The sequence below is a fragment of the Vulgatibacter sp. genome (genome assembly GCF_041687135.1).
Classification (GTDB): domain Bacteria; phylum Myxococcota; class Myxococcia; order Myxococcales; family Vulgatibacteraceae; genus JAWLCN01.
Genome location: NZ_JAWLCN010000011.1, coordinates 37247 through 62871 on the forward strand (window position 1 = coordinate 37247; position 25625 = coordinate 62871).

Annotated in this window: 13 protein-coding genes; 9 read left to right on the forward strand and 4 right to left on the reverse strand. The window is 68.2% G+C overall.

Annotation, left to right across the window (positions count from 1 at the left end):
• The 3 genes from ACESMR_RS20085 to ACESMR_RS20095 all read right to left on the reverse strand — a co-directional run bounded on the left by ACESMR_RS20085 (position 1) and on the right by ACESMR_RS20095 (position 1963).
• Positions 1 to 804 (reverse strand): SDR family oxidoreductase, encoded by an 804-nt coding sequence (locus ACESMR_RS20085; protein WP_373048905.1) that lies wholly within the window; start codon positions 802 to 804, stop codon positions 1 to 3.
• A gap of 112 nt (positions 805 to 916) precedes the next feature.
• Positions 917 to 1525 carry a superoxide dismutase gene (locus ACESMR_RS20090; protein WP_373048906.1) on the reverse strand — a complete coding sequence of 203 codons (609 nt, stop codon included), beginning with the start codon at positions 1523 to 1525 and terminating at the stop codon, positions 917 to 919.
• 117 nt (positions 1526 to 1642) lie between these two features.
• A complete protein-coding gene (locus ACESMR_RS20095) occupies positions 1643 to 1963 on the reverse strand; it encodes a (2Fe-2S) ferredoxin domain-containing protein (RefSeq protein ID WP_373048907.1) in 321 nt (106 codons plus the stop codon).
• Between the two features lie 117 nt (positions 1964 to 2080).
• On the opposite strand from ACESMR_RS20095, the gene ACESMR_RS20100 reads away from it, so the two are divergent.
• From ACESMR_RS20100 to ACESMR_RS20115, 4 genes are all read left to right on the forward strand, one after another.
• Positions 2081 to 3082 carry an isocitrate dehydrogenase (NAD(+)) gene (locus ACESMR_RS20100; protein WP_373048908.1) on the forward strand — a complete coding sequence of 334 codons (1002 nt, stop codon included), beginning with the start codon at positions 2081 to 2083 and terminating at the stop codon, positions 3080 to 3082.
• A 154-nt stretch (positions 3083 to 3236) separates the two neighbouring features.
• Positions 3237 to 4313, forward strand: a complete 1077-nt coding sequence (locus ACESMR_RS20105; RefSeq protein ID WP_373048909.1) for a YgfZ/GcvT domain-containing protein — start codon at positions 3237 to 3239, stop codon at positions 4311 to 4313.
• A gap of 2 nt (positions 4314 to 4315) precedes the next feature.
• A complete protein-coding gene (locus ACESMR_RS20110) occupies positions 4316 to 4663 on the forward strand; it encodes a hypothetical protein (protein WP_373048910.1) in 348 nt (115 codons plus the stop codon).
• Between the two features lie 95 nt (positions 4664 to 4758).
• Complete coding sequence (locus ACESMR_RS20115; RefSeq protein WP_373048911.1) at positions 4759 to 5415, forward strand: hypothetical protein; 657 nt, start codon at positions 4759 to 4761, stop codon at positions 5413 to 5415.
• 92 nt (positions 5416 to 5507) lie between these two features.
• Here ACESMR_RS20115 and ACESMR_RS20120 read toward each other — a convergent pair whose 3' ends face one another.
• Positions 5508 to 5936, reverse strand: coding sequence for a hypothetical protein (locus tag ACESMR_RS20120; protein WP_373048912.1), 429 nt, complete (start codon positions 5934 to 5936; stop codon positions 5508 to 5510).
• A 905-nt stretch (positions 5937 to 6841) separates the two neighbouring features.
• Here ACESMR_RS20120 and ACESMR_RS20125 point away from each other — a divergent pair.
• The 5 genes from ACESMR_RS20125 to ACESMR_RS20145 all read left to right on the forward strand — a co-directional run bounded on the left by ACESMR_RS20125 (position 6842) and on the right by ACESMR_RS20145 (position 25570).
• Positions 6842 to 9919, forward strand: coding sequence for a choice-of-anchor D domain-containing protein (locus ACESMR_RS20125; RefSeq protein WP_373048913.1), 3078 nt, complete (start codon positions 6842 to 6844; stop codon positions 9917 to 9919).
• A 119-nt stretch (positions 9920 to 10038) separates the two neighbouring features.
• On the forward strand, positions 10039 to 16389 hold the full coding sequence (locus ACESMR_RS20130) for a CARDB domain-containing protein (RefSeq protein WP_373048914.1): 6351 nt from the start codon (positions 10039 to 10041) through the stop codon (positions 16387 to 16389).
• Positions 16390 to 16502: 113 nt separating this feature from the next.
• Positions 16503 to 17780, forward strand: coding sequence for a hypothetical protein (locus ACESMR_RS20135; RefSeq protein WP_373048915.1), 1278 nt, complete (start codon positions 16503 to 16505; stop codon positions 17778 to 17780).
• 309 nt (positions 17781 to 18089) lie between these two features.
• Positions 18090 to 21578 (forward strand): CARDB domain-containing protein, encoded by a 3489-nt coding sequence (locus ACESMR_RS20140; RefSeq protein ID WP_373048916.1) that lies wholly within the window; start codon positions 18090 to 18092, stop codon positions 21576 to 21578.
• A 335-nt stretch (positions 21579 to 21913) separates the two neighbouring features.
• On the forward strand, positions 21914 to 25570 hold the full coding sequence (locus ACESMR_RS20145; RefSeq protein ID WP_373048917.1) for a putative Ig domain-containing protein: 3657 nt from the start codon (positions 21914 to 21916) through the stop codon (positions 25568 to 25570).
• The last annotated feature ends 55 nt before the right edge of the window (positions 25571 to 25625 follow it).

Consider the following 25625-nt stretch of genomic DNA (forward strand, 5'->3'; position numbering starts at 1 on the left):
CTACAGCGCTTCGAAGAGCGCCGCCGGGTTCCGGAGCCGGTCCCCGCCGTCGACCACCAGGCTGGCGCCGGTGACGAACGAGGCCGCCTCGGAGGCGAGGAAGAGCACCGGGCCCACGCAATCGTCCGGCGTGGCGAAGCGGCCCAGGGGCACGCGCTTGCCGATCCGCTCCATCGTGGCCGGGTCTGCCCAGAGCCGCTGGTTGGCCCCCTCGGTGGCGACGGGGCCGGGGCAGACGGCGTTGACGGTGACGCCGCTCGCCGCCCACTCCACCGCCAGGGTCTGCGCCAGGTTGATCACCCCGGCCTTCGCCGCGCCCGAGTGGGCCATGAGCGGCGAGCCGTTCTCCCCGTTGGTCGCAGCCATCATCACGATCCTGCCGCGCCCGCGATCGACCATCCGGCTGCCGATCGCGCGCGAGACGTAGAACGTGCCGTTGAGCACCACGTCCACCACCGCCCGCCAGCCGTTGGCGCTGATCGCCAGGGCCGGGGCGAGGAAGTTCGCGCCGGCGTTGTTGAGCAGGAGATCGACGCCGCCGCGCCAGGCCCACGCAGCCTCCGCCATCGACTCCACCTGCCCCGGATCCTTGATGTCGCAGGGGAGGGCGAGCGCTTCGCCGCCGCGCGCGTGGATCTCGGCGGCGACCGCCGCGAGCTTCTCCTCGTTGCGGGAGGCGAGGACCACCGCTGCGCCGTGGGCCGCGAGGGCCAGGGCGCAGGCCTTGCCGATGCCGGTGCCGCCGCCGGTGACGAGCGCGACCTGGCCCTGCAGGAAATCGGGACGGAAGGGACTCTCGTGCATGGGCCGATCGCCGCACGGCGCGACCGCTGCCGTCAAGGGCCCGCCGGGAACGACGACGGCCCCGCCGCACGAAGCAACGGGGCCGCCATGGATCCGACGGTGCGATTCGCGATTACTTCGCGCCGCCCGAGGCGCGCACACGATCGAAGCGCTCGTTGATCACCTTCCAGTTGAGCGCGTTCATCACGTTGGCGAGGTAGTCCGGCTTCTTGGTGCCGTAGTCGATCATGTACGCGTGCTCCCACGCGTCGATGGAGCAGAGGATGCTCACGTTCGGCCAGAGGCCGACGTGGTGCTCGCTCTGGATGAACATGTTCGAGACGCGGTTGAAGTTCCAGTCGTAGACGAGCTGGCACCAGCCGTGGCCCGAGGCGAGGATCGCCTTCGCGTCCTGCACCCAGGCGTCGAAGGAGCCGAAGGAGGCGTCGATCGCCTTCTTCAGATCGGCGGAGACCTCGCCGTCCTTGCCCAGGTTGGCGAAGTAGAGCTCGTGGAGCACGGTGCCGTTGTAGGCGACGGGCTCGCGGCGGCGGAGCTCGGAGTACTCGCCGAACGAGTAGTTCACCTTGCTCTTGTCGGCGGTGCCCATCTTCTCCCAGATCTCGTTCAGCTTGTTGACGTAGCCCTGGTAGAGCCCGAAGTGGGCCTTGAGCTGCGCCTCGGAGAGACCGTCCACCTTGCCGAGCAGGTAGCTGAAGTCCTTCGCCTCGTACTTGGCCATCTTCATCCTCCAGCAGGGGCGTACACGACTGCCCCGGAAGTTGCGAAAGGGCTGTAGCTAAGCGGCGCCCCTGCCATGCGTCAAGGCGACTTTCGGCGCGATGTCGGGTTCCCTATCTCAGGGCCAGCGGTAGCGCAGGCGCTCGACGGGCGTGCCAGCGACGAGATGGCTCTCGACGATCTCCTGCACGTCCTCCGGCTTGACCGGCGCGTACCAGAAACCCTCGGGGTAGACGACCATCGTCGGCCCGTCGAAGCAGGGCCCCAGGCAACCGGTGGGAGTCACCGCCACCTCGTCCCAGAGCTCGGGCCTCTCACCGAGGGCTTCCATGAGCTGGTTGAGCAGGTCCTCGCTCCCGCGGTTCCCGCAGGAGGGCTTGCCTCCCTCCGGCCGGCGGGTCTGGCAAACGAAGAAGTGACGCTTGAACTTGCTCTGCACGGCGGGTCCTCCTGGCGCAGCGGATGCGCAGGGCTAACTGCCCCCGGAACCCTCGTCAAGCATCGACATCGGGCTCGCAGAGTGTGTTAGAAGGCCCGCCCGAGAGGAGAACCGACCATGGCGCACAAGGTGACCTATATCCCCGGCGACGGGATCGGACCCGAGGTGGTGGAGGCGGCGATCGAGGTCGTCGACGCCACGGGGGTGAAGATCGAGTGGGAGCGCGGCGACGCCGGCGCCGAGGTCGAGGTCCGCGAGGGCTCGAACCTTCCCACCTCCACCCTCGAGCAGATCATCAAGAACGACGCGGCGCTCAAGGGCCCCACTGCCACCGCGGTGGGCAAGGGCTCGAAGAGCGCGAACGTCACCCTGCGCAAGTCGCTCGATCTCTATGCCAACCTGCGGCCGGTCCGGAACCTGCCCGGTGTGAAGACCCGCTACGACAACGTCGATCTCGTGGTCGTCCGCGAGAACACCGAGGACCTCTACACGGGCCTCGAGCACATCGTGGTCCCCGGCGTCGTCGAGGCGATCAAGATCATCACCGAGAAGGCCTCCACGCGGATCGCCCGCTTCGCCTTCGATTATGCGCGCAAGCACAAGCGCCGCATGGTCACGTCGGTGCACAAGGCGAACATCATGAAGCTCTCCGACGGCCTCTTCATCGAGTGCTGTCGGAAGGTGGCGCGGAGCTACCCGGAAATCGAGTACAACGAGCTGATCATCGACAACTGCTGCATGCAGCTCGTCCGTGATCCCACCCGCTACGACGTGCTGGTGCTGCCGAACCTCTACGGCGACATCGTGAGCGATCTCTGCGCGGGCCTGGTCGGCGGCCTCGGTGTGGTCCCGGGCGCCAACATCGGCGACACCAACGCCGTCTTCGAGGCGGTCCACGGCACGGCGCCCGACATCGCCGGCAGGGGCGTCGCCAACCCCACCGCGCTCCTCCTCTCGGCGGAGATGATGCTCAACCACCTCGGTGAGGACGCAGCGGCGCAGCGGCTCCGCGGCGCCATCGAGCGGGTGATGACCGAGGGCAAGTCGCTCACGCCGGACCTCGGCGGCTCGGCGAAGACGAAGGAATTCGTCGCGGCGCTCAAGGGCGCGATGCAGTAGGCGCGCGTTGCGGGCGCGAGGATGGAAGGCGGGCTGGCCCATGCGTGGGTCGCCCGCCTTCTTGCATTTCGAGGCCCGCAGAGGTGGCCCCTCGGGGCCGCTCGGCGCTCGTGTCGCCTTGCGGGGGGATCGCGCGGCCTCTATACCTCGGCCGATGCGCAACCTCCTCCTCCACGACATCCACGAAAAGGCGGGCGCCAGGCTGGGCGCCCGTGCCGGCGCCGAGCTCGTCCTCGGCTACGGGCCCATCGAATCGGAGTGGCGCGCGCTGCAGAGCGCTGCGGTCCTCGTCGACCGCTCCCACCGCGCGCTGCTCGCGGTGCAGGGCCCCGAGGCGCGGCTCTACCTCCACGGCATGGTGACCAACGAGGTGAAGGCGCTGCGGGCGGGGCAGGGCAACCGCGCCGCCGTGATCAATGCGCGGGGCAAGATGCTCGGCGAGGGAACCATCATCGCCAGGGAGAACGACGAGCTCCTCGTCGATCTCGATCCCGAGGCGCACGAGCCGGTGGCGCTGCATCTCGATCAGTTTCTGGTCTCCGAGGATTGCACGCTCCACGATCTCACCGGCGTGCTGGCTGCGTTCGGTGTCTACGGGCCGCGGGCCGGCGAGGTGATCGAGGCGGTGATGGGCGGGACGCCGCCAGAGCTGCCGCTCCACCACCATGTCGACGGGGCCTTCCTCGGCGGACCGGCGATGCTCCTCGCCGCAGCGCCTGCAGGTGTTGCCGGCTGGGAGCTCTGGGTGCCCGCAGCCAACGCGCAGGCAGCGTGGGAGCAGCTCCTCGCAGCGTTGGAAGAGGCGGGTGGGGTGCCAGCAGGCGACGAGGTCCTCGAGGCGGCGCGGGTGCACAACGTCGTGCCCCGCTACGGCGCCGACATGGACGAGAACACCATTCCCCTCGAGGCCAACCGCGAGGAGGCGATCAGCTACACCAAGGGCTGCTACGTCGGGCAGGAGGTGATCGCCAAGGCCACCTACCGGGGCCAGGTGCGGCGCAAGCTGGCGCGCCTCGTGGTGCCCGCCGGGACGAAGCCCGGCGCCTCGCTGGTCGAGGGGGAGAAGGTGGTGGGCACGCTGACCAGCGTGCTCGATCCCGATCCCGCCGGTGGTCCACCCCGCGCGCTGGGGTACGTGCGAAGGGACCGGTTGCAGCTCGGCGCGCGCCTCGCCCTCGAGGGCGGCGGTGCGGCCGAGCTCGACTGGGTCCCGCCGGTGAAGGAGGAATGAGCGTGGCCCCGAAGGTTCTGCTCGCGTGTACCGATCTCTTCTTCTCCTCGCGCATCGTCGAGACGGCGCGCCACACCGGCGCCACCGTGGTGCAGGTCCGCGAAGGGGTGGCCGAGGCCGCCCTTGCCGAGAAGCCCGACCTCGTCCTCGTCGATCTCCACGCGGCGGTGCTCGATCCGGTGGAGAGCATCCGGGCGATCCGCGCCGCCGATCCCGGCGTGCGGATCGTCGGTTTCGTTCGCCACGAGGAGGCGGATCGCATCCGCGCCGCGCGGGAGGCAGGCGCCTCCGAGGTGCACGCCCGCGGGGCGTTCAGCGCGCGCTTGCCACAGCTGCTCGCGGAACGCTAGCCCCCCGGCGAGGAGAAGCGCTGCAGGAGGGCGGCAGCCCCGATGGAGCGGGTGGGGGCTGACGCCGGACGAAGTCGGCCTATACGATGGGCGTCATGCGAACTCTCCTGCTGGCTGCATCCCTCCTCCTGGCGACGCCCGCGGTTGCGGCCGAGGCGAAGCCCATCGTCGAAGACTCCACCGGCGTGAAATTCGACGCCGTCACCACCGTGGAAGGCACGCAATACCGCTGCCTCGGCGCCGGCGTGCGCAAGGTCTTTCTGTTCAAGGCCTACGCGGTCACCTACTGCCTCGAGGAAGGCAAGGTGGACGACGCGATCGTCGGCTATCTGCAGAAGAACCATCCGGACAAGAAGGGGGAGGCGCTCGAGGAAGCCCTCGCCACCGACCAGCGCTTTTTCAACCGGCTCGCCAACGCCCCCGGCGACAAGCTGGTGGTGATGCGGCTGGTGCGCGACATCTCCAAGGACAAGATCGCCGGTGCGTTCCGCGATTCGCTCGGTGACGTGCTTCCCAAGGAAAAGGTCGAAAAGCTCATCGACACCATCCCGGGCGATGGCAAGGACGGGCAGAGAATCCTGCTCCACTCGCACGGAGACAAATTGGTGATCGACATCGCCGGCAACGCCAGGACCATCGAGGATCAGGAGATCGCCTCGAAGCTCTGGCGGGTGTGGCTCGGCCCCGAGAGTCCCACGCCGACGCTCAAAGAATCGATCGCTTCGCAGGTGGCGATGCGCGTCAATCCCTGAGCCCGGCGGCGACCCGCTGCCGAAAACGAAACCGCCGGCTGCACCCTGGGGTGCGCCGGCGGTTCGTCTTTGCGCCGATTGCTTCGGCGTGCTCACTCGCTCCGTGCGGCTGCTTCCTTCGGCGGACGGCCGCGGGCAGGGCGGGGCGGGGGCGTGAAGCCCTTCGGGGCGGGAAGCGGCCAATCGTATTTGCGGGCGGCCTGGTAGTGCGCCGCGCAATAGCCCTGCGAGCGGTACGGCCGCTTGCAGCCGGCGACCTCGCAGACCTTGGAGCCCTCGGCTGCTGCTGCGCCGCCGCGGGCCTTGCGGCCTGCCTGGACCCTGCGCCCCGGGGGACGGCCGGCGCGGCGCGTGCCGATCGCGGGCGGAGCCGCTGCGGTGCCGAGCGCCGCAGCGAGCTCTTCCTGGATGATCCGGCGGATCGAGCCGCGGAGCGCCTCTTCCATCGTCTCGTCGATCGCGGCGCGGATGCGCTTGTCCAGTGCCTGCGCCAGCGGGTTGCTGCTCGAAATGCGGGGCATCGAGGTCCTCTTCTCTCTCGCGCCGTGGGATGGGGCGGTTGCACACCTGTTTCGACAGGTGGTGTGTCTCGAATGCTAGCTACCGGCCTCAAATTATACAAGGAGTAAGCGAATGCAACAGCGGGACACCGATGCGACTCGGTGCGAATTCGCTGCAAGTCTCTGTACTTTCTTGCTCTTTGGCGAGCGGTGGTTTGTTTGCGACAAGACTTCCACCGGAACGTTGTCGGCCGGTTGCGACGACGTCATTCGTGATCGCGTTCCTCGACGCCGGACGGAAGTGATCCGGCGGCGCGATTCGTGGCGTGCTGGTACGCGGCTGGCGTTTGCTGTATGGAAGGCCCATCCCAGTCGATCGATCCGCAGCGGTGCCCCGACTCTCTCCCGGGGGCGCCGTGCCGGAGCCAGGAGCCGCTGCTCGCAGGTCCCGAGCCTGCGAGCGGCGCCTTTTTCGACAGCCGGCAGGCTGGCGAAGCCTCGTGGGACGGGGCGCACCTGCGCGCACCCGTACCCACTGGCCGCCAATTTCCTACCGCCGCGGGGCCCCATCCTGCCAACTTCCGTCCACCCGGTCCGGGGCTGGTGGATTTTCTACTTAAGGGTAGAACCCTTGGGATTCGGCGCGTTTCGGGCGACGGTGTGGCGGACGTGGGGCCGGATGGGCTGCCACGGGTCGGGGCAAGGTCTTGACAGTGCCATGACGTTGCTGGTCCGATTCACCATCCCCCGGGTAACAGGTGTGCCTGCGAAGCTTCTGACCGGAGAAGAGCATGATGCGTACGCGGAACAGTCGGCTGTCGTTGGCGGTGCTTTTGGCAACCGCGATGATGGCCGGAGCCTGCTCGTGTGGCGGTGAGGGCGCCAGCGCCCGTATCGCCGAGCTGACTTTGCCTAAAGATTTCCAGGTGATCGAGAAGGACGGGATGACCGTCTACGTGATCCCCTTCGACGCGGTCGCCGTCAATGATCGCGGCGAAAGGACCGTGGAACTGAGGAACGACGGTTCTGCAGCGATGACGGTCCAGCGGCCTTTGCTGGATTCGCCCTTCGGCTCGGACATCAGCGCCAACGGCGTCGAGCTCGCGCCTGGCGCCGTCGCACCGATCACCCTCTTCTTCTCGCCGACGGAGGCGGGCGATTTCGAGAAGGTCGCCGAGCTGCCCTACAGCGGTGGCAGCGGCAAGGCGAAGATCGGCTTCCAGCTGACCGGCAGGGGTGTGGTCCCCAGCTTCAGCTGCGTCCCCGAAGAGGTCGATTTCGGCAAGGTCGAAATCGGTGAGATCGCCAAGGGCGAGGTCACCTGCACCAACAACACCGAGCTGGAGACCCTGCTCACCGCCGACAAGCCGTCCGGCGCGGACCGCGAGTTCTTCACCTACTCGGCGATCCCGCCCGAGGGTGTGCTCGTCCCCGCCGGCACGCCGATCCGCATCCCGGTGAGCTACAACGCCGCCAGCCGCGGTGAGCGTCTCGCGCACTTCACCCTCTACGCAGGGAGGGCGAACGACGAGGACCGCAAGACGCTGAAGACGATCCGCCTCCGCGGTGAGGGCATCACCAGCGCCATCGAGGTCAGCGCGGATTGCGCCAACAACGGCAAGCTCGACTTCGGCTACGTGCCCCCCGGCGCGAAGCTCGAGAAGACCTTCACCATCCGCAACGTCGGCTCCTCGCCGCTGAACGTCAGCAACCTCGCCCTCGAGGGTGCCTCGTCGCCTGCGTTCACGATCAAGAGCCGCACCCCGATCGCCATCCCCTCCGACGATCCGGCCACCCCGGAGAAGGAGAACGAGGCGGAGATCGCGGTGGAGTTCGCGCCGCTCGACCTGGGCAGCAAGATGGGCACGATCCAGATCACCAACAGCTCCAACGGCACCCCGGTCGCCCGGGCCTGCCTCCAGGGCTACGGCGGCGGTCCGATCATCTCCTGCTCGCCGAGCACCATCGACTTCGGTCCGGTTGCCGTCGGCATCCCGGGTGATCGCGAGTACGTCTGCACCAACGCCGGCACCGACAACCCGGTCGACGCCCTCGACAACCTCTTCGTCGAGAGCGTGGTCTCCGGCGCCGACGAGTTCACCGCGCTGATCGAGAACGCCGACGGCACCAACGGTCCCAAGACCGCCGGCTACGCGGTCGGCGAGTTCTTCACCGTCCACGTTCGCTACGAGCCCATCGACGATGGCTTCGACAGCACCGGCATCACCATCTTCTCGAACGACCAGCTCACCCCCGAGCACCTCACCACCGTGCAGGGTGAGGGCCGCGAGCTGCCGCCCTGCGACTTCACCATCGTGCCGCCCGAGCTCCGGTTCGGCATCGTGGCCCCGGGCCGCTCGGCGACCCTCGAGTTCGCGATCCGCAACAACCTCGATACCGAGTGCCTCGTCCGCAATGTTCGCGTCGAGGACGCGGAGAACTCCGCCTTCTCGGTCGACCCGGTCGACTTCGCGACCCTGCCCGGCAGCGGCGAGCTCCGCTTCCCGGTGACCTTCAACGCCCCCGAGCGCGTGACCGGCGACGGCCTCTACACCGGCAACGTCCTCTTCGACATCTCGAATCCGGACACGCCGAACCAGGTCGTTCCCCTCCGTGGCGCCGCCGCCGAGCCCTGCGCGATCATCGCGCCGGATCACCTCGACTTCGGCACCGTGGCTCCCGGCTGCTCGACCCGCGAGCGCTACTTCACCATCATCAACATCTGCGACGAGCCCCTGGTTCTCAGCAGCATCGAGCTCAACGCCGGCGCCGCCCAGTACCCCTGCGAGGACGACTTCGACGGTGACGGCACCGTGGAGTGGGGCTACTGCAACGAGTTCGGCGTGCGCCAGCGCCCGACCATGCCCGGCACCACCCTCGCCCGTGGCGCGCAGGCCGAGTTCACCATGGTCTACATGCCGGGCAACATCGGTGAGGACCTGGGCTCGGTGTTCGTGACCGTGGACGGGGCTCCCGAGCCCTACATGGCCACCCTGCAGGGCCGCGGCGCCAACGACGCGCTCCAGACCGACACCTTCTCGCAGGACGATCGGCCGAAGGTCGACCTCCTCTGGGTCATCGACAACTCCGGTTCGATGTCGCCCTTCCAGACGGCGGTCGCCCAGAACCTGACCTCCTTCCTCTCGTTCGCGGTCGCCCAGCAGATCGACTTCCAGCTCGGCGTCACCACCACCGGTATCACCACCTCGGGCGGCTGCCCCGGCGGTGTGAACGGTGGCGAGAACGGCCGTCTCTTCCCGGTGATCGGCACCACGCCGCGGATCCTCACTCCGCAGACGCAGGACCTCGAGGAGGCCTGGTCCACCAACGTGCAGGTCGGTCTCTGCCACGGTTCGGAGCTCGGTCTCGAGGCCGCCTACCGCGCCCTCTCGTCGCCGCTCGTCGACAACGCCGACGACCCGCGGACCTCCGAGCCCAACGACGGCAACCTCGGCTTCCTGCGCCGTGACGCGAACCTCTCGATCGTCTTCCTCTCCGACGAAGAGGACCAGTCGCCCGAGACCGTGTCGTTCTATTACAACTTCTTCATGTCCATTAAGGGCTTCCGGAACAGCAACATGTTCTCGGCCCACTCGATCGCCGGCGACCCGGTGACGGGCTGCAACGGTGGCAGCGGCTACGGCCAGGCTTCGCCGCGCTACTACGGCATCGCGGAGATGTCGAACGGCGTCTTCCAGTCCATCTGCACCCAGGATTGGTCGACGGCGATGGAGCGCATCGGCACCAACGCCTTCGGCTTCAAGACCCGCTTCTTCCTCACCAACCAGCCCGAGGACACCAACGCCGACGGCGTCGTCACCGACCGCGGTACGAACCCCGAGATCGAGGTCCGGATCAACGGTGTCCGCGTTCCCTCCATCAACTCCCGCGGCACCCGCGTGTGGGAGTACGTGCCGGACGTGAACGCCATCGACTTCTACCCGCTCTCCGTTCCGGAGCCGGGTAGCGAGATCGAGGTCACGTACAAGGTGGCCTGCCTCTGACCTGCGTCGGAGCGCCACAACCAGCAGCATCCGGGGGCCCGCGCGAGCGGGCCCCCTTAGCAACACTGCGGGGGAGAGGCCGGCAGGGGCCGGCCTCTCTCTCCCCGGGAGTCGTCTCGATGAACCGCTTTTTCGCTTTGTCGCTGTGCGGTGCTGCGCTGCTGTTGCCCGAGGTGGCCAGCGCGCAGCAGTACGTGGTCTCCACGTCGCCCAGCACCTACCAGGCGCTTCCGATTCCCGGAGGCGGCACGGTAGCGAACGTCACTACCTCTTCGGCAGACGACGGGGCGGCCACCGCCTACGCGCTGCCCTTTTCGTTCAGCTTCTTCGGAACCACCTACAACGCGATCAACATCGGAACGAACGGGTACGTGACGTTCGGTAGCGAGAACGCGAGCAGCCTCGGCAACCAGGCGCTTCCCAGCACCACCAGCCCCAACAACCTGATCGCGGTGTGGTGGGACGACCAGAACTGCCCCGCCGGGTCGATCCAGACCCAGACCCTCGGCCAGCCGGGTGGTCGCGAGTTCGTGATCCAGTGGCATTGCTACCGGCACAGCACCGCGAGCAACACCTGGCAGGCGCAGCTCTGGCTCACCGAGGGCTCCTCGGTGATCCGCACCAAGTACGGCGTGCTCGGTTCGACCGTGACCTCGAGCACCTTCACCGCCTCGATGGGCATCGAGAATGCGGCTGCCAGCGTCGGCCTCCAGGGCTACGGCCCCAACGGCGTGACCTGCGGCAGCAGCTGCACCAATGCGAATTGGCCCGGCGGCACGACGATCCAGTACGGCGTCTCGGTGGAGCCGGACGTTCTGCCCGTGGTCGCGCTCGGCGCGATGACCACCACCGGCAGCGACGTCTCCTTCCCGGTGAACACCACCGTGCGGAACCTCGGCCAGAACGCCGCCACCAACCTGGTCTACGACGTCTACCTCTCCACCGACGCGGTGCTCGATCCGACCACCGACACGCTGCTCGTGCAGCACGTCAACGGTGAGACCGTGGGCGGCCAGAGCCAGGCCACCTTCTCCGACTCCGTCACCATGCCCAGGCCCGCCAACGGGCGCTACTGGGTCTGCGTGGAGCTCGATCCGGCGAACGCAATCGTCGAGTCGAACGAGGGCAACAACCGCGGCTGCATGGCCACGCCCTTCCTCGTCGGTGCGGACCTCCTCGGCTCGATCGCGATGCCTGGCCAGGGCGCGCCCGGCGAGACCGTTCCCTTCCAGATCCAGGTCCGCAACCAGGGCACCGACGCGACTGGCTCGTTCCAGTACAAGATCTGGATGTCGGCCAACGACAGCCTCGACGCCTACGACACCCAGATCCACACCGGCACGCTCTCCCTGCAGGGCACCGACACCTTCTCCGGCACGGTCAACGCGCTGGTCCCGGGCAGCATCGCCGGCACCACCTTCTACGCCTTCCTCCAGGTCGACAGCGGCTCGGTGGTCGTCGAGGCCGACGAGAGCAACAACACCGCGCGGACCAGCGGCCAGATCACCCTCGTCAAGCCCGAGTTGAGCGTGAACCCCGGCACGGTCGAGACGGCGAACGGCTGCTTCTTCGGCGAGCCGATGACCGTCACCTACGAGGTTTGCAACACCGGCGGCGGCAACGCCTGGAACTTCGTCGACTCGATCCTCTTCTCGGACAACTTCGTCGTCTCGATGCCGAACGGCGGGCAGGGTGATCCGGAAGTCGACACCTCGCCTGCAGCCTGCGGCAGCAGCGACGCCGAGTGCAATGCCGGCGGCGTCTGCTACCTCGGCATCTGCCACAACCCGTGCACCAGCGACGCCGAGTGCGGTGATGGTCTGGTCTGCGCGCCGGATCGGGATCTCCCCGACTTCCGGAGCTGCCAGAACCACCTCGCCCCCGGTGCCTGCAAGACCTTCGTCCGCACCTTCATCGTCCCGGGCACCAACAGCGTCACCGGTCGTCCCCACGAGGAGCTCGAAGAGGGCTACTGGATCGGCGTGATCGCCGATTCGACCGACACCGTGAACGAGGTGAACGAGGCGAACAACATCCGCAAGGTGCAGGAGCCGGTGGTCTGCCGCTACCCCTCGCCGGATCTGGCTGCCGTCACCGTCGTGCCGCCCGCCCGTGTCGCCGCCGGTGAGACCGCGGCCCTCTTCCGGACCGTCCGCAACCTGGGCAACGTCCGCGGCGTCGCTTCCTACCGCTACGTGCTCTCGACCAACGACACCATCTCGCTGAACGACATCCCGCTCACGCTGGTTTCGACCGGCGGCGACGGCACGCTCGACCTCGCGGGACACAGCGAGCAGCAGGCCACCGATCTCGTGCGGATCCCCTCGCACGTCGCGCCCGGCGAGTACTACCTCGGCCTGGTGATCGACGCGAACAACGCCGTTCGCGAGCTCGACGAGAAAAACAACGTCTCCGTCGCCTCGACCCGCGTCCGGGTGGAGAACGCGGCGCTCGACATCCTCACCACGCACCTGCCCGACGCCACCGTCGGCGCCTGGTACGGTCGCCAGCTCGTCGCCACCGGTGGCGCCGGCACCTACCGGTGGTCGATCGACACCGTGCCGCCCGGCTTCACGCTCACCGCCGACGGCTACCTGAGCGGTACCCCGGCGGACGAGGGGACCTACGTCTTCACGGTCTCCGTCACCTCCGGTGATGCCTCCGACTCCGCGATGCTCGCGCTGCGCGTGGGGCGCCCGATGGGTGCGCTCACCATCACCACCACCTCGCTTCCCCCTGCTGTCGCCGGCAATCCCTACAGCGGTCGGATCGCCGCCTCCGGTGGCGAGCCGCCGTACACCTGCCGCGTCCTCTCGGGAACGCTGGGCAGTGGTCTCGTCCTCAACGCCGACTGCACCATCTCCGGCACCCCCATCACCGCCACCGTCGACCCGCACCTCTTCGAGGTCGAGGTGACCGACGCCCGTGGCAACAAGGCGCAGCGTGACATGAGCCTCGTGATCGTCGACCAGGCCGACCTGTTCATCGAAACCCAGCGCCTCCCCGAGGCGACCGCCGGCGAGGAGTACCTGGATGGCTGCATCAAGGCCACCGGTGGCGACGGCGACTACACCTGGACCATCGAGGAGGCGAGCCTCCCCGCCGGCCTGGCACAGGAGAACGTCGGCAACCGGACCTGTCTGATCGGCACCCCGCTGGTCTGCGACAGCTTCAGCGTCTCCGTCCGCGTGGAGGACGGCCAGGGCCAGGCCGACACCGCCGAGCTCCCGCTCACGGTGATGTGCGGTCGCGTGGGGCTGAAGACCAAGCGTCTCGACGACGTCCAGCGGGGCGACGGTGTCGACGTGCAGCTCGAGGCGGATGCTGGCGAGGCGCCGACCTTCCGCGTCTACGCCGGTCGTCTCCCCGCCGGCATCGCTCTCGACGAGAGCGGCAAGCTCGCCGGCACCGTCGCTGACGATGCTGCCATCGGCACCTACAACTTCGTCGTCGAGGTGAAGGATACCGAGGGCGGTTACGGCCTCGATGCCCTCGCGCTCAACGTGGTCGGGGTCCCCGCGACGCTGCCGCCTGCGAAGAAGGCGGACGACGGTGGTTGCTCCACCGCCGACGACGGTGCGACGGGCGCGCTGCCCTTCGCCGTCGCGCTCCTCGGCCTCGTGGCGGCGGGTTTCCGCCGCCGCGTGGCGGCGGGTTTCCGCCGCCGCGTGGCGGCCCTCGCCCGCTTTGCCGCTTTCGCCGCGGTCCTCACCGTGGCAGGTGGTGCGCAGGCGCAGAACTACGTGGTGACTGGCCCCTACGATCTTCCCTACCAGGAGCTCGTCGGCGCGACCCAGGCACCTTCCGCCTACAACGACGACGATTGGTGCTGCAGCAGCGACATGTGGAACGTCGAGCTGCCCACCGACTTCTCGTTCCGTTTCTTCGGCGCGACCTTCAGCCACATCGGGATCAGCGGCAACGGTGCGCTCGTGCCCCTGACCAGTGCCAGCCCCGGCACGGCGACGGACTTCTACGTCGACACCTCGAACGACGACTTCCCCAACACCCTCGGGCCCAACGGCGTCATCGCGCCGTGGTGGGAAGATCTCGCCCGCAGCGCGACGCTTTCGCCCCACGCCGGCGGTCTGTCGTACGTCGTCGAGGGCACGGCTCCGAATCGCATCTTCAAGGTGCAGTGGAAGAACCTCACCCTCTACATCTGCTCGTCCTCCACCAGCTACAACCACTGCCGGGACACGAGGAGCCACTCCTTCCAGGCGTGGATCTTCGAGTCGGACGGCGTGCGGGACAGCACCATCCTCTTCTCCTACGACACGCCGATCGGCCCGGATGGTACGCCCTGGGGTGGCCACCCGACTGCCTACAAGAGCAGCAGCGCCACCCTCGGGCCGAGCGCCAGCGTCGGCATGGAGAACGTCGGCGAGAGCGAGGGCGTGACCGCGCTCTCCTGCACCCCGAGCTGCCACGTGGATTCCCACTTCCCCGCGCAGCAGGCGATCACGATCCAGAAGAAGGCCGACCTGATCGTCGCCGGCACCACCGGTGATTCGGTGGGCTGGGCCGGGGTTCGGATGCAGATGGCGGCCGACGTGCGGAACGCCGGTGCGCAGGCAGCCGGTGACTTCACCGTCCGCTTCTACGGCAGCACCGACTCCGTCCTCGACGCAGCCGACGCCGATCTGGGCACCTCCAGCGTGACCCAGAGCGCCGCCGTCGGTGCGACCGTCCGCTTCACCCACGAGGCCATCCTCCCCGCAGGGATTCGCGCGGGCAGCTACTACATCATCGCGCGGGCCGATCCGGATCGTGCGGTGGACGAGGACGTCACCGCCAACAACCTGGGCGTCTACGGCCCCTTCCCGATCGGCGAGCCGACCCCCGATGTCGTCGTCGAGTCGGTGACGCCTCCTGCTGCCGTGGACATCGGCAGCACCTTCAACCTCGCATGGACCGCCCGCAACCTCGGCAACGCGCCGGCGATGGAGGTCCCCTATGCCGTCGTGCTCTCGGACAACGAGCTGATCAGCGCCACCGATCGCCGGATCGGCGCCGGGACCTTCTCGGTCGATCTGCTCACCGACGCCCCGGTGAACGTCCAGGTGGAGCTGCCCTCGGACATCCAGCCGGGCAGCTACTACGTGGGCATCGTCATCGATCCGGACGACGTGCTCCACGAGATCGACGATCTCAACAACACCGGCGCCTCCGCCACCACCTTCGATGCCTTCGGTGGTCCGCTCCAGGTGCTCACCACCTCGCTCCCTGCGGCGCAGATCGGTGCTTCGTACTGCGTGGCGCTCAACGCTTCCGGCGGCAACGGCGACTACACGTGGACCGTGGCCAACGGCTCGGCCCTCCCGCCCGGCCTCGGGCTGCTCCGCGAGTCCTCGCGCAACACGCTCCTCTGCGGTACGCCTTCGGCGATTGGCTCCTACACCTTCGCGGTGCAGGTCGCCTCCGCCGGTGCGACCGCAAACGGCGCGCTCACGCTCGAGGTCACCCGCTCGACGATGCCGCTCACCGTGGTCTCGTCCGAGTTGCCGATCGCGATCTTCAGCACGCCCTACGAGACCGAGCTCCTCGCGGTCGGTGGCCAGGCACCCTACAGCTGGAGCCTGGTCGCCGGTGAGCTGCCCCTCGGGCTGCGGCTCTCCAGCACCGGTACGATCGTCGGTGCGCCCCAGGTCGACGGCAACTTCGCCATCACCGTGCAGGTCGAGGACGCGCAGGAGAATGTCGCCACCGAGGAGCTGCAGCTGCAGGTGACCTCGCCGTCGCGGCTGAGCTGCGTGACCAGCGTCCTGCCCACGCTCCTGGTGGGCCAGACCCTCGACGTGGAGCTGGCAGCAGCCGGCGGGACCAAGCCCTACACCTGGACCAGCGTCGAGGCCCGCCGCCTCTCCAACGGCTCCACGGACGAGGGCCAGACCTTCGTGAACCAGCCGCCCCCGGGCCTCGTGCTCTCCGGCAGCGGCGTCGTCTCCGGTGCCCCCACCGGAGCGGGCAGCTACCTGTGGACCGTCGAGGTCTCGGACGACAACCGTGCAGTCGACCAGTGCATCGTGCGCCTCGACGTCGTCTACGAGCAGGGCCTCACCGTGGTGACCCAGCTCCTCGCCGATGCCGACGTCAACGTGCCCTACAAGGCGCGTCTGCAGGCGGCGGGCGGTGACGGTCTCCTCCGCTGGCGCGTCGCTCCCGGCAGCAAGCTCCCGAGCGGTCTCTCCATGGACGAGAGCGGCCTCATCGAGGGTCTGCTCGGTGCCGACCTGCTCGAGGGCGAGACGGCACGGACCTTCCCCTTCGTCGTGGAGGTTCGTGACAGCCAGAACCGTATCGGGATTGCCGGCCTCTCGGTTACGCTGCGAGAGGCGGTCGTCGAGAAGCCCGTGGAGAACGACGGCGAGACCGACGACGAGGGTGGTTGCCAGGCGGGTGCCGCTGCACCGGGGCTCTTCGGTGTTGCGCTCGCGCTGGGCCTCGTTGCCCGGCGCCGCCGGCGCTGAGAAGTAGGTCGAGAACGCCCGTGGGCCGGCCGCCCGGCCCACGGGTGAATCCAGGAGCGGTTTTGGCCGCGCTTGAAAAGACATCGCAGTCAACCTGCAAGGGAAAATTGCCAATGACCCATAAGCTCCGCTGGCTGCTCGTCGCTGGCACGATGGCATTTCTCGCTGCCTCGGCAGCGGCATGTGGCGACGACGAAACCGAACCGACCGAGCAGCCGACCCGCTGTGACGACGTCGTGTGCGGCGACGACCCGAACGTCGCCTGCGATCCCGCCGACGGCATCTGCAAGTGCGGCTTTCCCGAGCACGCCGGCGCGGTTGCCTGCGGTCCCGGCCAGCTCTGCACCGTCGACCCCGCCCCCGCCTGCACCTCCGGTCTCTGCGACCTGGTCACCTGCACCGGCGGCCAGGCCTGTGATCCGGGCGACGGCCTCTGCAAGTGCGGCAGCGCGCCCTGCGGTGAGGGCGAGCAGTGCGTGCAGAACACCTGCGTGGCGAGCAACCTCTGCGTCGGCGTGACCTGCGGCGCCAGCGAGGCCTGCGATCCCGCCGACGGCCTCTGCAAGTGCGGCGGCGCGATCTGCACCTTCGGCCAGTCGTGCCAGGACGGCGCTTGCACCGACGACGCCTGCGCCGGCGTGAACTGCGGCCCCGGCACCGAGTGCAACCCCGACGACGGCCTCTGCCACTGCGGCGGCGTCGACGGCGATGTCTGCACCACCGGCCAGGCCTGCGTGGACGACGGCACCACCGCGTACTGCGACGGCGTCGACCTCTGCGAGAACGCCTCGATCCGCTGCCAGGGCGGCACCGTCTGCGACCCTGCCGACGGCCAGTGCCGCTGCGGCGGCGTCGGTCCCACCGCCCCGATCTGCGGCGCGGGCCAGACCTGCGACGCCACCCTCGACCAGTGCCTCGGCGGCGATCAGTGCACGCAGCCCGACGGCAACCCCGTCGAGTGCGGCAACGGCACCTCCTGCGATCCCGAGAACGGTCTGTGCAAGTGCGGCGGCCTCGGCGGCGACACCTGCGGCAACCAGCAGGTCTGCGTCGACATCTCCGGTGCAGCCACCTGCGCCAACCCCTGCAGCCCGATCGAGCAGGCCACCTGCGGTGAGGGCGCCGGCTGCTTCTTCGACCCGATGCAGCGCAGCCTCGGCGCCTTCTGCGCCACGACTGGCGAGAACCCCGTCCCGGAGGGTGGCAACTGCTCGGCAGTGACCGAGTGCGCCCCCGGCCTCCACTGCGTCGCCGCCGCGGACGCAAATCGCTGCCGTCCGTACTGCGACACCTCCTCGGAGACGCCGTGCGACGATGAGAACCGCATCTGCGTTCCGCTCGCCGGAGCGCCGCAGAACGTCGGCGTCTGCCTGACGATCAGCGCGAACTAACCAGTAGTCGGCAGTTCTGGAAGGGGCGTGGGCAGTAAGAGCGCTTCCCACGCCCCTTCTTCGTTTAGGCTTCCGTTCATCCAGCAGTACGAGGTTTTACCCGAAGCAGTAGTCACCGTAGTCGCGAGGCAAAACATGCGAGTCGCCCTGTCCGCCGCATGCGCGCTCCTCGTTGTCTTGGGGGCATCACGCGCAGATGCGCAGTCCACGTACCCTGTCACGGGACCCCTGGCGGTTCCGTATGTAGAGCTTCCTTCCACGGCCACCCAGAATCCCAGCAACGTCTGGCAATGGGATCCCTACTCGGAGATGTGGCCAATCTCCCTTCCCACCGACTTCACGTTCCGCTTCTACGGCACCAATTACGCCCACATGCGGATCGGACCGAACGGCGGCATCATCGCCACCAACACGGTCACGGCGTACAACAACTGGGACTACGCCGATTTCCTGACCCCGTACAACGAGTCGATCCCCTACAACTCGTCATGGAGCGCCAACCGCTTCATCGCGCCGTGGTGGACCGACTTCGGCTACGAGCCCAGCCTCGCACCACATCCGGGCGGCCTCTCCTACGTGGTCGAGGGAACCGCGCCGAACCGCGTCATCAAGGTGCAGTGGAAGAACCTGGTCAACTACTACTGCAACAGCTACTCGACCACGCCCTGCAACCAGCTGCGCGCCTTCTCCTTCCAGGCCTGGATTTACGAAGCGAGCGCAACGGGCACGGACAACTCGCTCATCTTCTTCAGCTACGCCACGCCGATCGGTCCCGACGGGACGCCGCACGGCGGCGCGATGAATCCCTACTCCGGCACCTACTACAACATGACCGCGTCGGTGGGCATCGAGGATGCTGCCGGTACGACCGGCGTCGCGGTGATGAGCTGCACCCCGAACTGCAACGAGACGCAGTTCCCCGCCAACCAGATGTACATTCTGGGCAGCATCAGCGGCGCGGAGCTGCTGCCCACCGTGACGGTGCCCTCCTACGCCAGCACGCCGACCGATCTGCAGGTCGACGCGAACACCACGGTGTTCAATCTCGGGAGCGTCGCCGCCTCGAACATCGGCTGGGATCTCTACCTCTCCACCGACAGCAACCTCGACGCCAGCGACACGCCGCTGACCTCGGTCGCTCCGACGTTGAGCGCCAGCGGGGGGGCGAACGTTTCGCAGGTCGCGAGCGCGATCATCCCGCGTCCGGCGGACGGCTTCTACTACGTCTGCGCGGACGTCGATCCGAGCAACGTCGTCGCCGAGCGGCTCGAGGGGAACAACAAGAACTGCACGCCCGGCCCGATCCTGGTCGGAACGGAGCTCACCGGCGCGGTGAACCCGCCGGCGGTCGGCTCGCCCGGTGAGGCGGTCGGCATCCCCATCACCATCCGGAACCGCGGCTCGGATCCGACGGCGACCTTCACCTACCGGATCTACTTCTCGGTCAACGACACCTACGAGCTCGGCGATCAGCTGCTCCACAGCGGCACGCGGCAGCTCGGCGGCTCCGAAGTCTTCAACTCGGTGGAGCAGGTCTTCGTTCCGCCCCTCATCTCGGGCAACCAGTATCACGTGATCCTGGTGATCGATGCCGACGACACCGTCGCCGAGATCGACGAGACCAACAACGTCCACATCTCGGACGACCAGATCACGCTGATCAAGCCCGAGATCAAGCCGAACTTCTTCACGATGGACGCGGGCTTCGGCTGCTACTTCGGCCAGCCGATGGACGTCTCCTACGAGGTCTGCAACGACGGCGCGGGCAACGCCTGGAATTTCGTCAACTCGGTGGTGATGTCCGAGAACTACGTGGTCACCTCCGCCGACCCGGAGCTCGACGCGAGCCCCGCTGCCTGTGGCCAGGACTCCGACTGCCCGGACCTCGCCGGCGGTGGAGCAGGCTTCTGCTACCTCGGCACCTGCCACAACCCGTGCGCCTCCGACGCGGAGTGCACCGGCGGCCTCGTCTGCGCCCAGGACCGGAACCTGCCGCTGATGTGGTCGTGCCAGAACCACATCGCGCCGGGCGAGTGCAAGACGTTCTCCCGCACCATCACCGTGCCCCGCACCGATCGCGGCGGCGAGACGCTCCCCGAAGGCGAGTACTACTTCGGTGTCATCGCCGATTCGGCGGACAACGTGAACGAGGAGAACGAAGGCAACCAGATCCGCAAGGCCGATCGTCCCTACCTCTGCCGCGAGCCGTCGATGGACATCGCGCCGATCACGGCGATTCCGCCCGCACGCCTCTCCGCCGGCGAGGTGAGCCCGATCTACCGGGTGATCCGCAACGTCGGCAACGTGGAGAGCGAGTTCACCTACCGTTACTTCCTCTCCACCAACGAGCACATCACGCTCGAGGACATCCCCCTCGACGTGGAGGCGACCGGCGGCCCCGGCACCGGTGCCCTCCCGGCCTTCACCGAGAGCCAGTCGACCGATCTCGTCTACCTCCCGGATCACGTCGCGCCGGGGGAGTACTACCTCGGCATCATCGTCGATCCGCAGCAGGAGCTGAACGAGCTCGACCGGAGCAACAACGTCTTCGTCACCAGCACCCGCGTGCAGGTGATGGCGGCGGCCTTCCGGGTCGTCTCCGGCGCGCTGCCCGACGCGACGGTGGGTGCGTACTACCGCGCCCAGCTCGTCGCCGCCGGCGCGGACGGCGACGTCGTCTGGTCGGTGACCGAGGGCAACCTGCCCCCGGGGCTCTCGCTCTCCAGCGACGGTGTGATCGACGGCACGCCGATCGACGTCACCACCGGTGTCTTCACCGTGCGGGCGTCTTCGGGCAGCGTCGTGGCCTCCAAGCCCTACGCGCTGCGGGTACTGCCGCCGCTCGGCGCCCTTGCCATCACCACCGGATCGGTACCGCCCGCGGTGGTCGGCAAGTTCTATTCGGAGATCATCTCGGTCGAAGGCGGCATGCCGCCCTACCAGGACATGAAGCTCGTCTCGCCGTCCCGTCTGCCGGCGGGCCTCGCCATCGTGGGCAACCGGATCGAGGGCAGCCCCCTCGAGACCACGAGCGAGCCGATGGAAGCGATCCTCGAGGCCCGTGACCACCTCGGCAACGTCGCGACCCGCACCCTGCCTGTCGTGGTGGTGGACGCAGCCGACCTCTTCATCGACAACCAGCGCTTCCCCGAAGCGACTGCCGGCGAGGAGTACCTGGACGGCTGCATCAAGGCCACCGGTGGCGACGGCGTCTACACCTGGACCATCGACCCGGCCACGATCCCCGCCGGCCTCACGCAGCAGAACTTCAGCACCCAGACCTGCCTCGTCGGCACGCCGCTCGACTGCGACAGCTTCAACGTCTCGGTCCGTGTCCAGGACGGCCAGGGCCAGTCGGATACCGCCGAGCTTCCGCTCACGGTCATCTGCGGCCGCGTCGGCCTGGCAACGAAGGAGCTCGCTCCGGTGGAGCCCGGCGAGACCATCGAGGTGCAGCTCGAGGCGAAGGCCGGCGCAGGGGTGACCTTCCGCTACTACGGCGGCAGGCTGCCCGTCGGCGTCACGCTCAGCGAGAGCGGTCTGCTCTCCGGCACCGTCGCCGAGGACACCGTCGCCGGCGCCTTCAACTTCATCGTCGAGGTGAAGGACGAGGAGGGTGGCTACGGTCTCGACGGCCTCACCCTCCAGGTGGTGCCGGAGCCGATCGAGCTGGAGGAGGTCAAGCCCGAGCCGAAGGGCGGCTGCTCCACCTCGGACGGTGGTTCCGGTGCTGCTCCGCTTGCAGCTGCTCTCGTCGCCCTCGCTGCCTGGGGCCGTGGGATCCGCCGCAGGGTGTAGCGACGCACCGTGTCGATACGTGATCTCGAAATGAGCTAAGTCTTCGAGATCGCTAGCTGGTCAACAAAACGGCCGCCCCGGGCTTGGGGCGGCCGTTCTTTTTTGCCAGAATGCTGTCACCACGAAATTGGCAGACGACGTCGCAGCGCTCCAGCCGCATGCGCAGCTGCGTCGTCCGGTGATGGAAGGAGGAGTTGCCCCTGGCACGGGGAGCGCGAACCCCCTCGCGGTTCGGTGGCGTTCCGCTCCCGCACGACGGGCCCGTAGCACAGGCCCGATGGCGCAGTTGCTGTACGAATGAACGATCGAGGCCTGGCCTCGAAGAAGAGGAACCCATGCGAGTCGTATCCCTCCCCGCCGCATGCGCATTCCTGGTGCTGCTCGTTTCTGCGCCGGTTCTGGCGCAGACCTATCCCGTGACGGGACCGATTGCGGTCCCCTACGAGGAACTGGGTCCGACGGCCACCCAGGCGCCGGCGAATTACAACGACGATGACTGGTGCTGCAGCAGCGACATGTGGAACGTGGCGCTGCCCACCGGATTCACCTTCCGCTACTTCGGCTCGACCTACAGCCACCTCGGCATCAGCGGCAACGGCGGCATCGTTCCGCTCACGTCGGCCTCGCCCGGAACCTCGGCCAACTACTACGTCGACACCTCGAACGATCCCTTCCCGTCGACGCTGGGACCGCAGGGGATCATCGCTCCCTGGTGGGACGACTTCGCTCGGAGTGCGACGCTCTCGCCGCATCCCGGCGGTCTCTTCTACGAGGTGATTGGCACCGCGCCGAACCGCGTGCTCAAGGTGCAGTGGAAGAACCTGACCCACTACTACTGCACCTCGTCGACCTCCTCGATCTACAACGTGTGCAGCACCACCCGGAGCTATTCGTTCCAGGCGTGGATCGTCGAGTCCAACGGCACCGACAACAGCGCCATCATCTTCAGCTATGGCACGCCCATCGGTCCGGACGGCACGCCGAACGGCGGCAACGAGTCGGGCTACAACGGCAGCATCTCGAGCAGCTACCCCAGCGGCAGCGTCGGCCTCGAGAACCAGGCGGAGAGCGAGGGCGTCACCGTCCTCTCCTGCACCCCGAACTGCGAGTTCGACTTCGACTTCCCGGCACAGCAGCTCTTCGTGCTCGGTAGCTTCAACCAGCCCGAGCTCCTGCCCCAGGTCTCGGTGCCCTCCTACCAGAGCTCCGCGACGGAGCTGCAGCTGGGTGTGCAGGGCACGGTCTACAACGTGGGTACCGTCGGCGCCTCGGGCATCGGCTGGGATGTCTACCTCTCGAACGACCGCGTCCTCGATCCCGCGACCGACATCTCGGTGGGCGCGGTGGCGCCGACGCTGAGCGTGGGCCCGACCGCGAGCGTGGGCCAGCTGGCCAATCTCGTCATTCCGCGGCCGCCCGACGGCGCCTGGTACGTCTGCATCGACGTCGATCCGACCAACGCCGTGGTCGAGCGCCTCGACGGCAACAACCGCAGCTGCAGCCCGACGCCGCTTCTCGTCGGCACCGAGCTGCAGGGCGCGATCTCGCTGCCGCCTCTCGGCGCCCCCGGTGAGGACGTCGAGATCCCGATCCAGATCCGCAACGTCGGCTCCGACGCGACGGCCAGCTTCCAGTGGCGCATCTACTTCTCCGCCGACGAGGAGTACAACCTCGGCGACGAGCTGATGCACAGCGGCACCCGCAGCCTGGGGGGGTCCGAAGTCTGGAACTCGGTGCAGACCGTTCGCGTTCCGCGCCTCATTCCGGGCAACCGCTACTACGCCATCCTCCAGGTGGACGCCGGCAACGCCATCGCGGAGATCGACGAGAACAACAACATCTCGGTCTCGAGCAACGACATCGAGCTGATCAAGCCCGAGCTCCGCCCCGAGGCCGTGACGCCAGACTTCGGCTTCGGCTGCTACTTCGGCCAGCCCTTCTCGATCGAGTTCACCGTCTGCAACAGCGGCTTCGGGACGGCGCGCAACTTCGTCAACAGCGTCGCCCTCTCGGACAACTACGTCGTCTCCTCGAGCGATCTCGAGCTCGACGCGGATCCGCAGAGCTGCCTCGGCGGCACCGACGCCGAGTGCCGCGATCTCGGTGGTGGCCAGCCCTTCTGCTACCTGGGCACCTGCCACGCGCCGTGCGAGACCGATCTGGATTGCGGCGGCAGCGGGCTCGTCTGCAGGGCGGATCCGGATCTTCCGCTGATGTTCTCCTGCCAGAACGTGGTCGGCCCCGGCGAGTGCCAGGTGAGCCAGCGCAACATCACCATGCCCACCACCGATCTGCAGGGCGCGCCGCTCGAGGAAGGTGAGTACTACCTCGGCGTGATCGCCGACTCGACCGACGCGGTGAACGAGGAGAACGAGGGCAACCAGATCGGCCGCTACGCCGCGCCGATCCTCTGCCGGTACCCGGCGATGGACTTCGCGCCGGTCGCGGTCGTCCCGCAGGCGCAGATCGCCGCCGGTGAAGTGACGTCGATCTTCCGCGTCATCCGCAACCTCGGCAACGTGGAGGGCACGGTCTCCTACCGCTACTACCTCTCGAGCAACGAGGCGGTCACCTCCGAGGACATCGCCCTCGAGGTGGAGTCGAATGGAGGCGTGGCTTCCGACGTGATCGGCAGCTTCGCCGAGAGCAACCGGACCGACCTCGTGCTCGTCCCCGACAACGTCGCGCCGGGCGAGTACTACCTCGGCATCATGCTCGACCCCGACCACGAACTGAACGAGCTCGACCGCAGCAACAACAGCCTGGTCACCTCGCACCGCATCGTGGTTGCGCCCGCTGCGCTGCGGATCGTCACCAGCACGCTGCCCGATTCCACCGTGGGCAGCCTCTACCGGCACCAGCTGGTGGCTGCCGGCGGCGCGGGCGCCTACGAGTGGACGCTGACCGAGGGGGCACTTCCCCCGGGGCTTTCGATGGACGCAAGCGGTGCCATCTCCGGCACCCCGATCGACGAGACCACCGCCGTCTTCGGCGTCAAGGTGACCAACGGCAACGTGACCGCGAAGCGCCTCCTCGCCCTGCGCGTCGGACCGCCGATGGGCTCCCTCGCCGTCACCACCCGTACGCTTCCGCCTGCAGTCGTGGGCGAGGGCTATTCGCTCCAGCTCACTGCCAGCGGCGGCATGCCCCCCTACAGCTGGACGCTGCTGGGTTCGGCTCCGGCGGGCCTCGTGGTTACCCCGAGTGGCGTATTCGAAGGCGTGCCTGCCGTGATCACCCCGGAGCCCGCGGTCTTCGCCGTGGAGGTCCAGGATGCTCGTGGCAACCGGGCCGGCCTGGAGCTCTCGCTGATGGTGGTCTCCGCCGCGGACCTCTTCATCACCAGCCAGCGCTTCGAGCAGGCCACCGCGGGCGAGGAGTACCTCGACTGCGTCTCCGCCACCGGCGGCGACGGCGAGTACGCCTGGACCACCGAGTCGGGCATTCCCGCCGGACTCGCCGAGGAGCAGGTCGGCAACAAGCTCTGCCTCACCGGTACCCCGCTCGCCTGCGGCAGCTTCAGCGTCGTCGTCGGCGTGGTGGACGGCACCGGCCAGAGCGACACCGCCGACCTGCCCTTCACCGTGGAATGCGATCGCGTCGGTCTGACCACCCGCTCGCTCCCTGCGGTGCAGCGCGGTGACGCCGTCGAGATGCAGCTGGAGAGCAACGCCGGCGAAGGCGCGCGCTACCGCCTCTACGCGGGCCGGATGCCGTCGGGCCTCACGCTCAGCGAGGCAGGCCTCCTCGAGGGTACGGTCGCCGGCGATGCCTCCCTGGGCGCCCACAACTTCGTGGTCGAGATCCAGGACGAGGTGGGCGGCTACGGCCTCAGCGCCCTCGCCGTCGAGGTCCTCGCCGATCCCTGGGAGCCGCCGCCGGCGCCCGAGACCAAGGACGGCGGGGGGTGCTCCGCCGCGGGCACCGCGCCTGCTGCTGCACTACCTTGGCTGGCGGTGCTGCTGGGCCTCTGCGTCCGCCGCCGCCGGTAGCGGGTGACCCTCGGGCGATCGCACCTGCGACCATCGGGTGCGATCGCCAGGGGGA

Bases quoted from the DNA above. Each gene is read 5' to 3' on its own strand.
- ACESMR_RS20085 (WP_373048905.1), bottom strand. From the start codon at position 804: ATGCACGAGAGTCCCTTCCGTCCCGATTTCCTGCAGGGCCAGGTCGCG.
- ACESMR_RS20090 (WP_373048906.1), bottom strand. From the start codon at position 1,525: ATGGCCAAGTACGAGGCGAAGGACTTCAGCTACCTGCTCGGCAAGGTG.
- ACESMR_RS20100 (WP_373048908.1), top strand. From the start codon at position 2,081: ATGGCGCACAAGGTGACCTATATCCCCGGCGACGGGATCGGACCCGAG.
- ACESMR_RS20105 (WP_373048909.1), top strand. From the start codon at position 3,237: ATGCGCAACCTCCTCCTCCACGACATCCACGAAAAGGCGGGCGCCAGG.
- ACESMR_RS20115 (WP_373048911.1), top strand. From the start codon at position 4,759: ATGCGAACTCTCCTGCTGGCTGCATCCCTCCTCCTGGCGACGCCCGCG.
- ACESMR_RS20120 (WP_373048912.1), bottom strand. From the start codon at position 5,936: ATGCCCCGCATTTCGAGCAGCAACCCGCTGGCGCAGGCACTGGACAAG.
- ACESMR_RS20130 (WP_373048914.1), top strand. From the start codon at position 10,039: ATGAACCGCTTTTTCGCTTTGTCGCTGTGCGGTGCTGCGCTGCTGTTG.
- ACESMR_RS20135 (WP_373048915.1), top strand. From the start codon at position 16,503: ATGACCCATAAGCTCCGCTGGCTGCTCGTCGCTGGCACGATGGCATTT.
- ACESMR_RS20140 (WP_373048916.1), top strand. From the start codon at position 18,090: ATGTGGCCAATCTCCCTTCCCACCGACTTCACGTTCCGCTTCTACGGC.
- ACESMR_RS20145 (WP_373048917.1), top strand. From the start codon at position 21,914: ATGCGAGTCGTATCCCTCCCCGCCGCATGCGCATTCCTGGTGCTGCTC.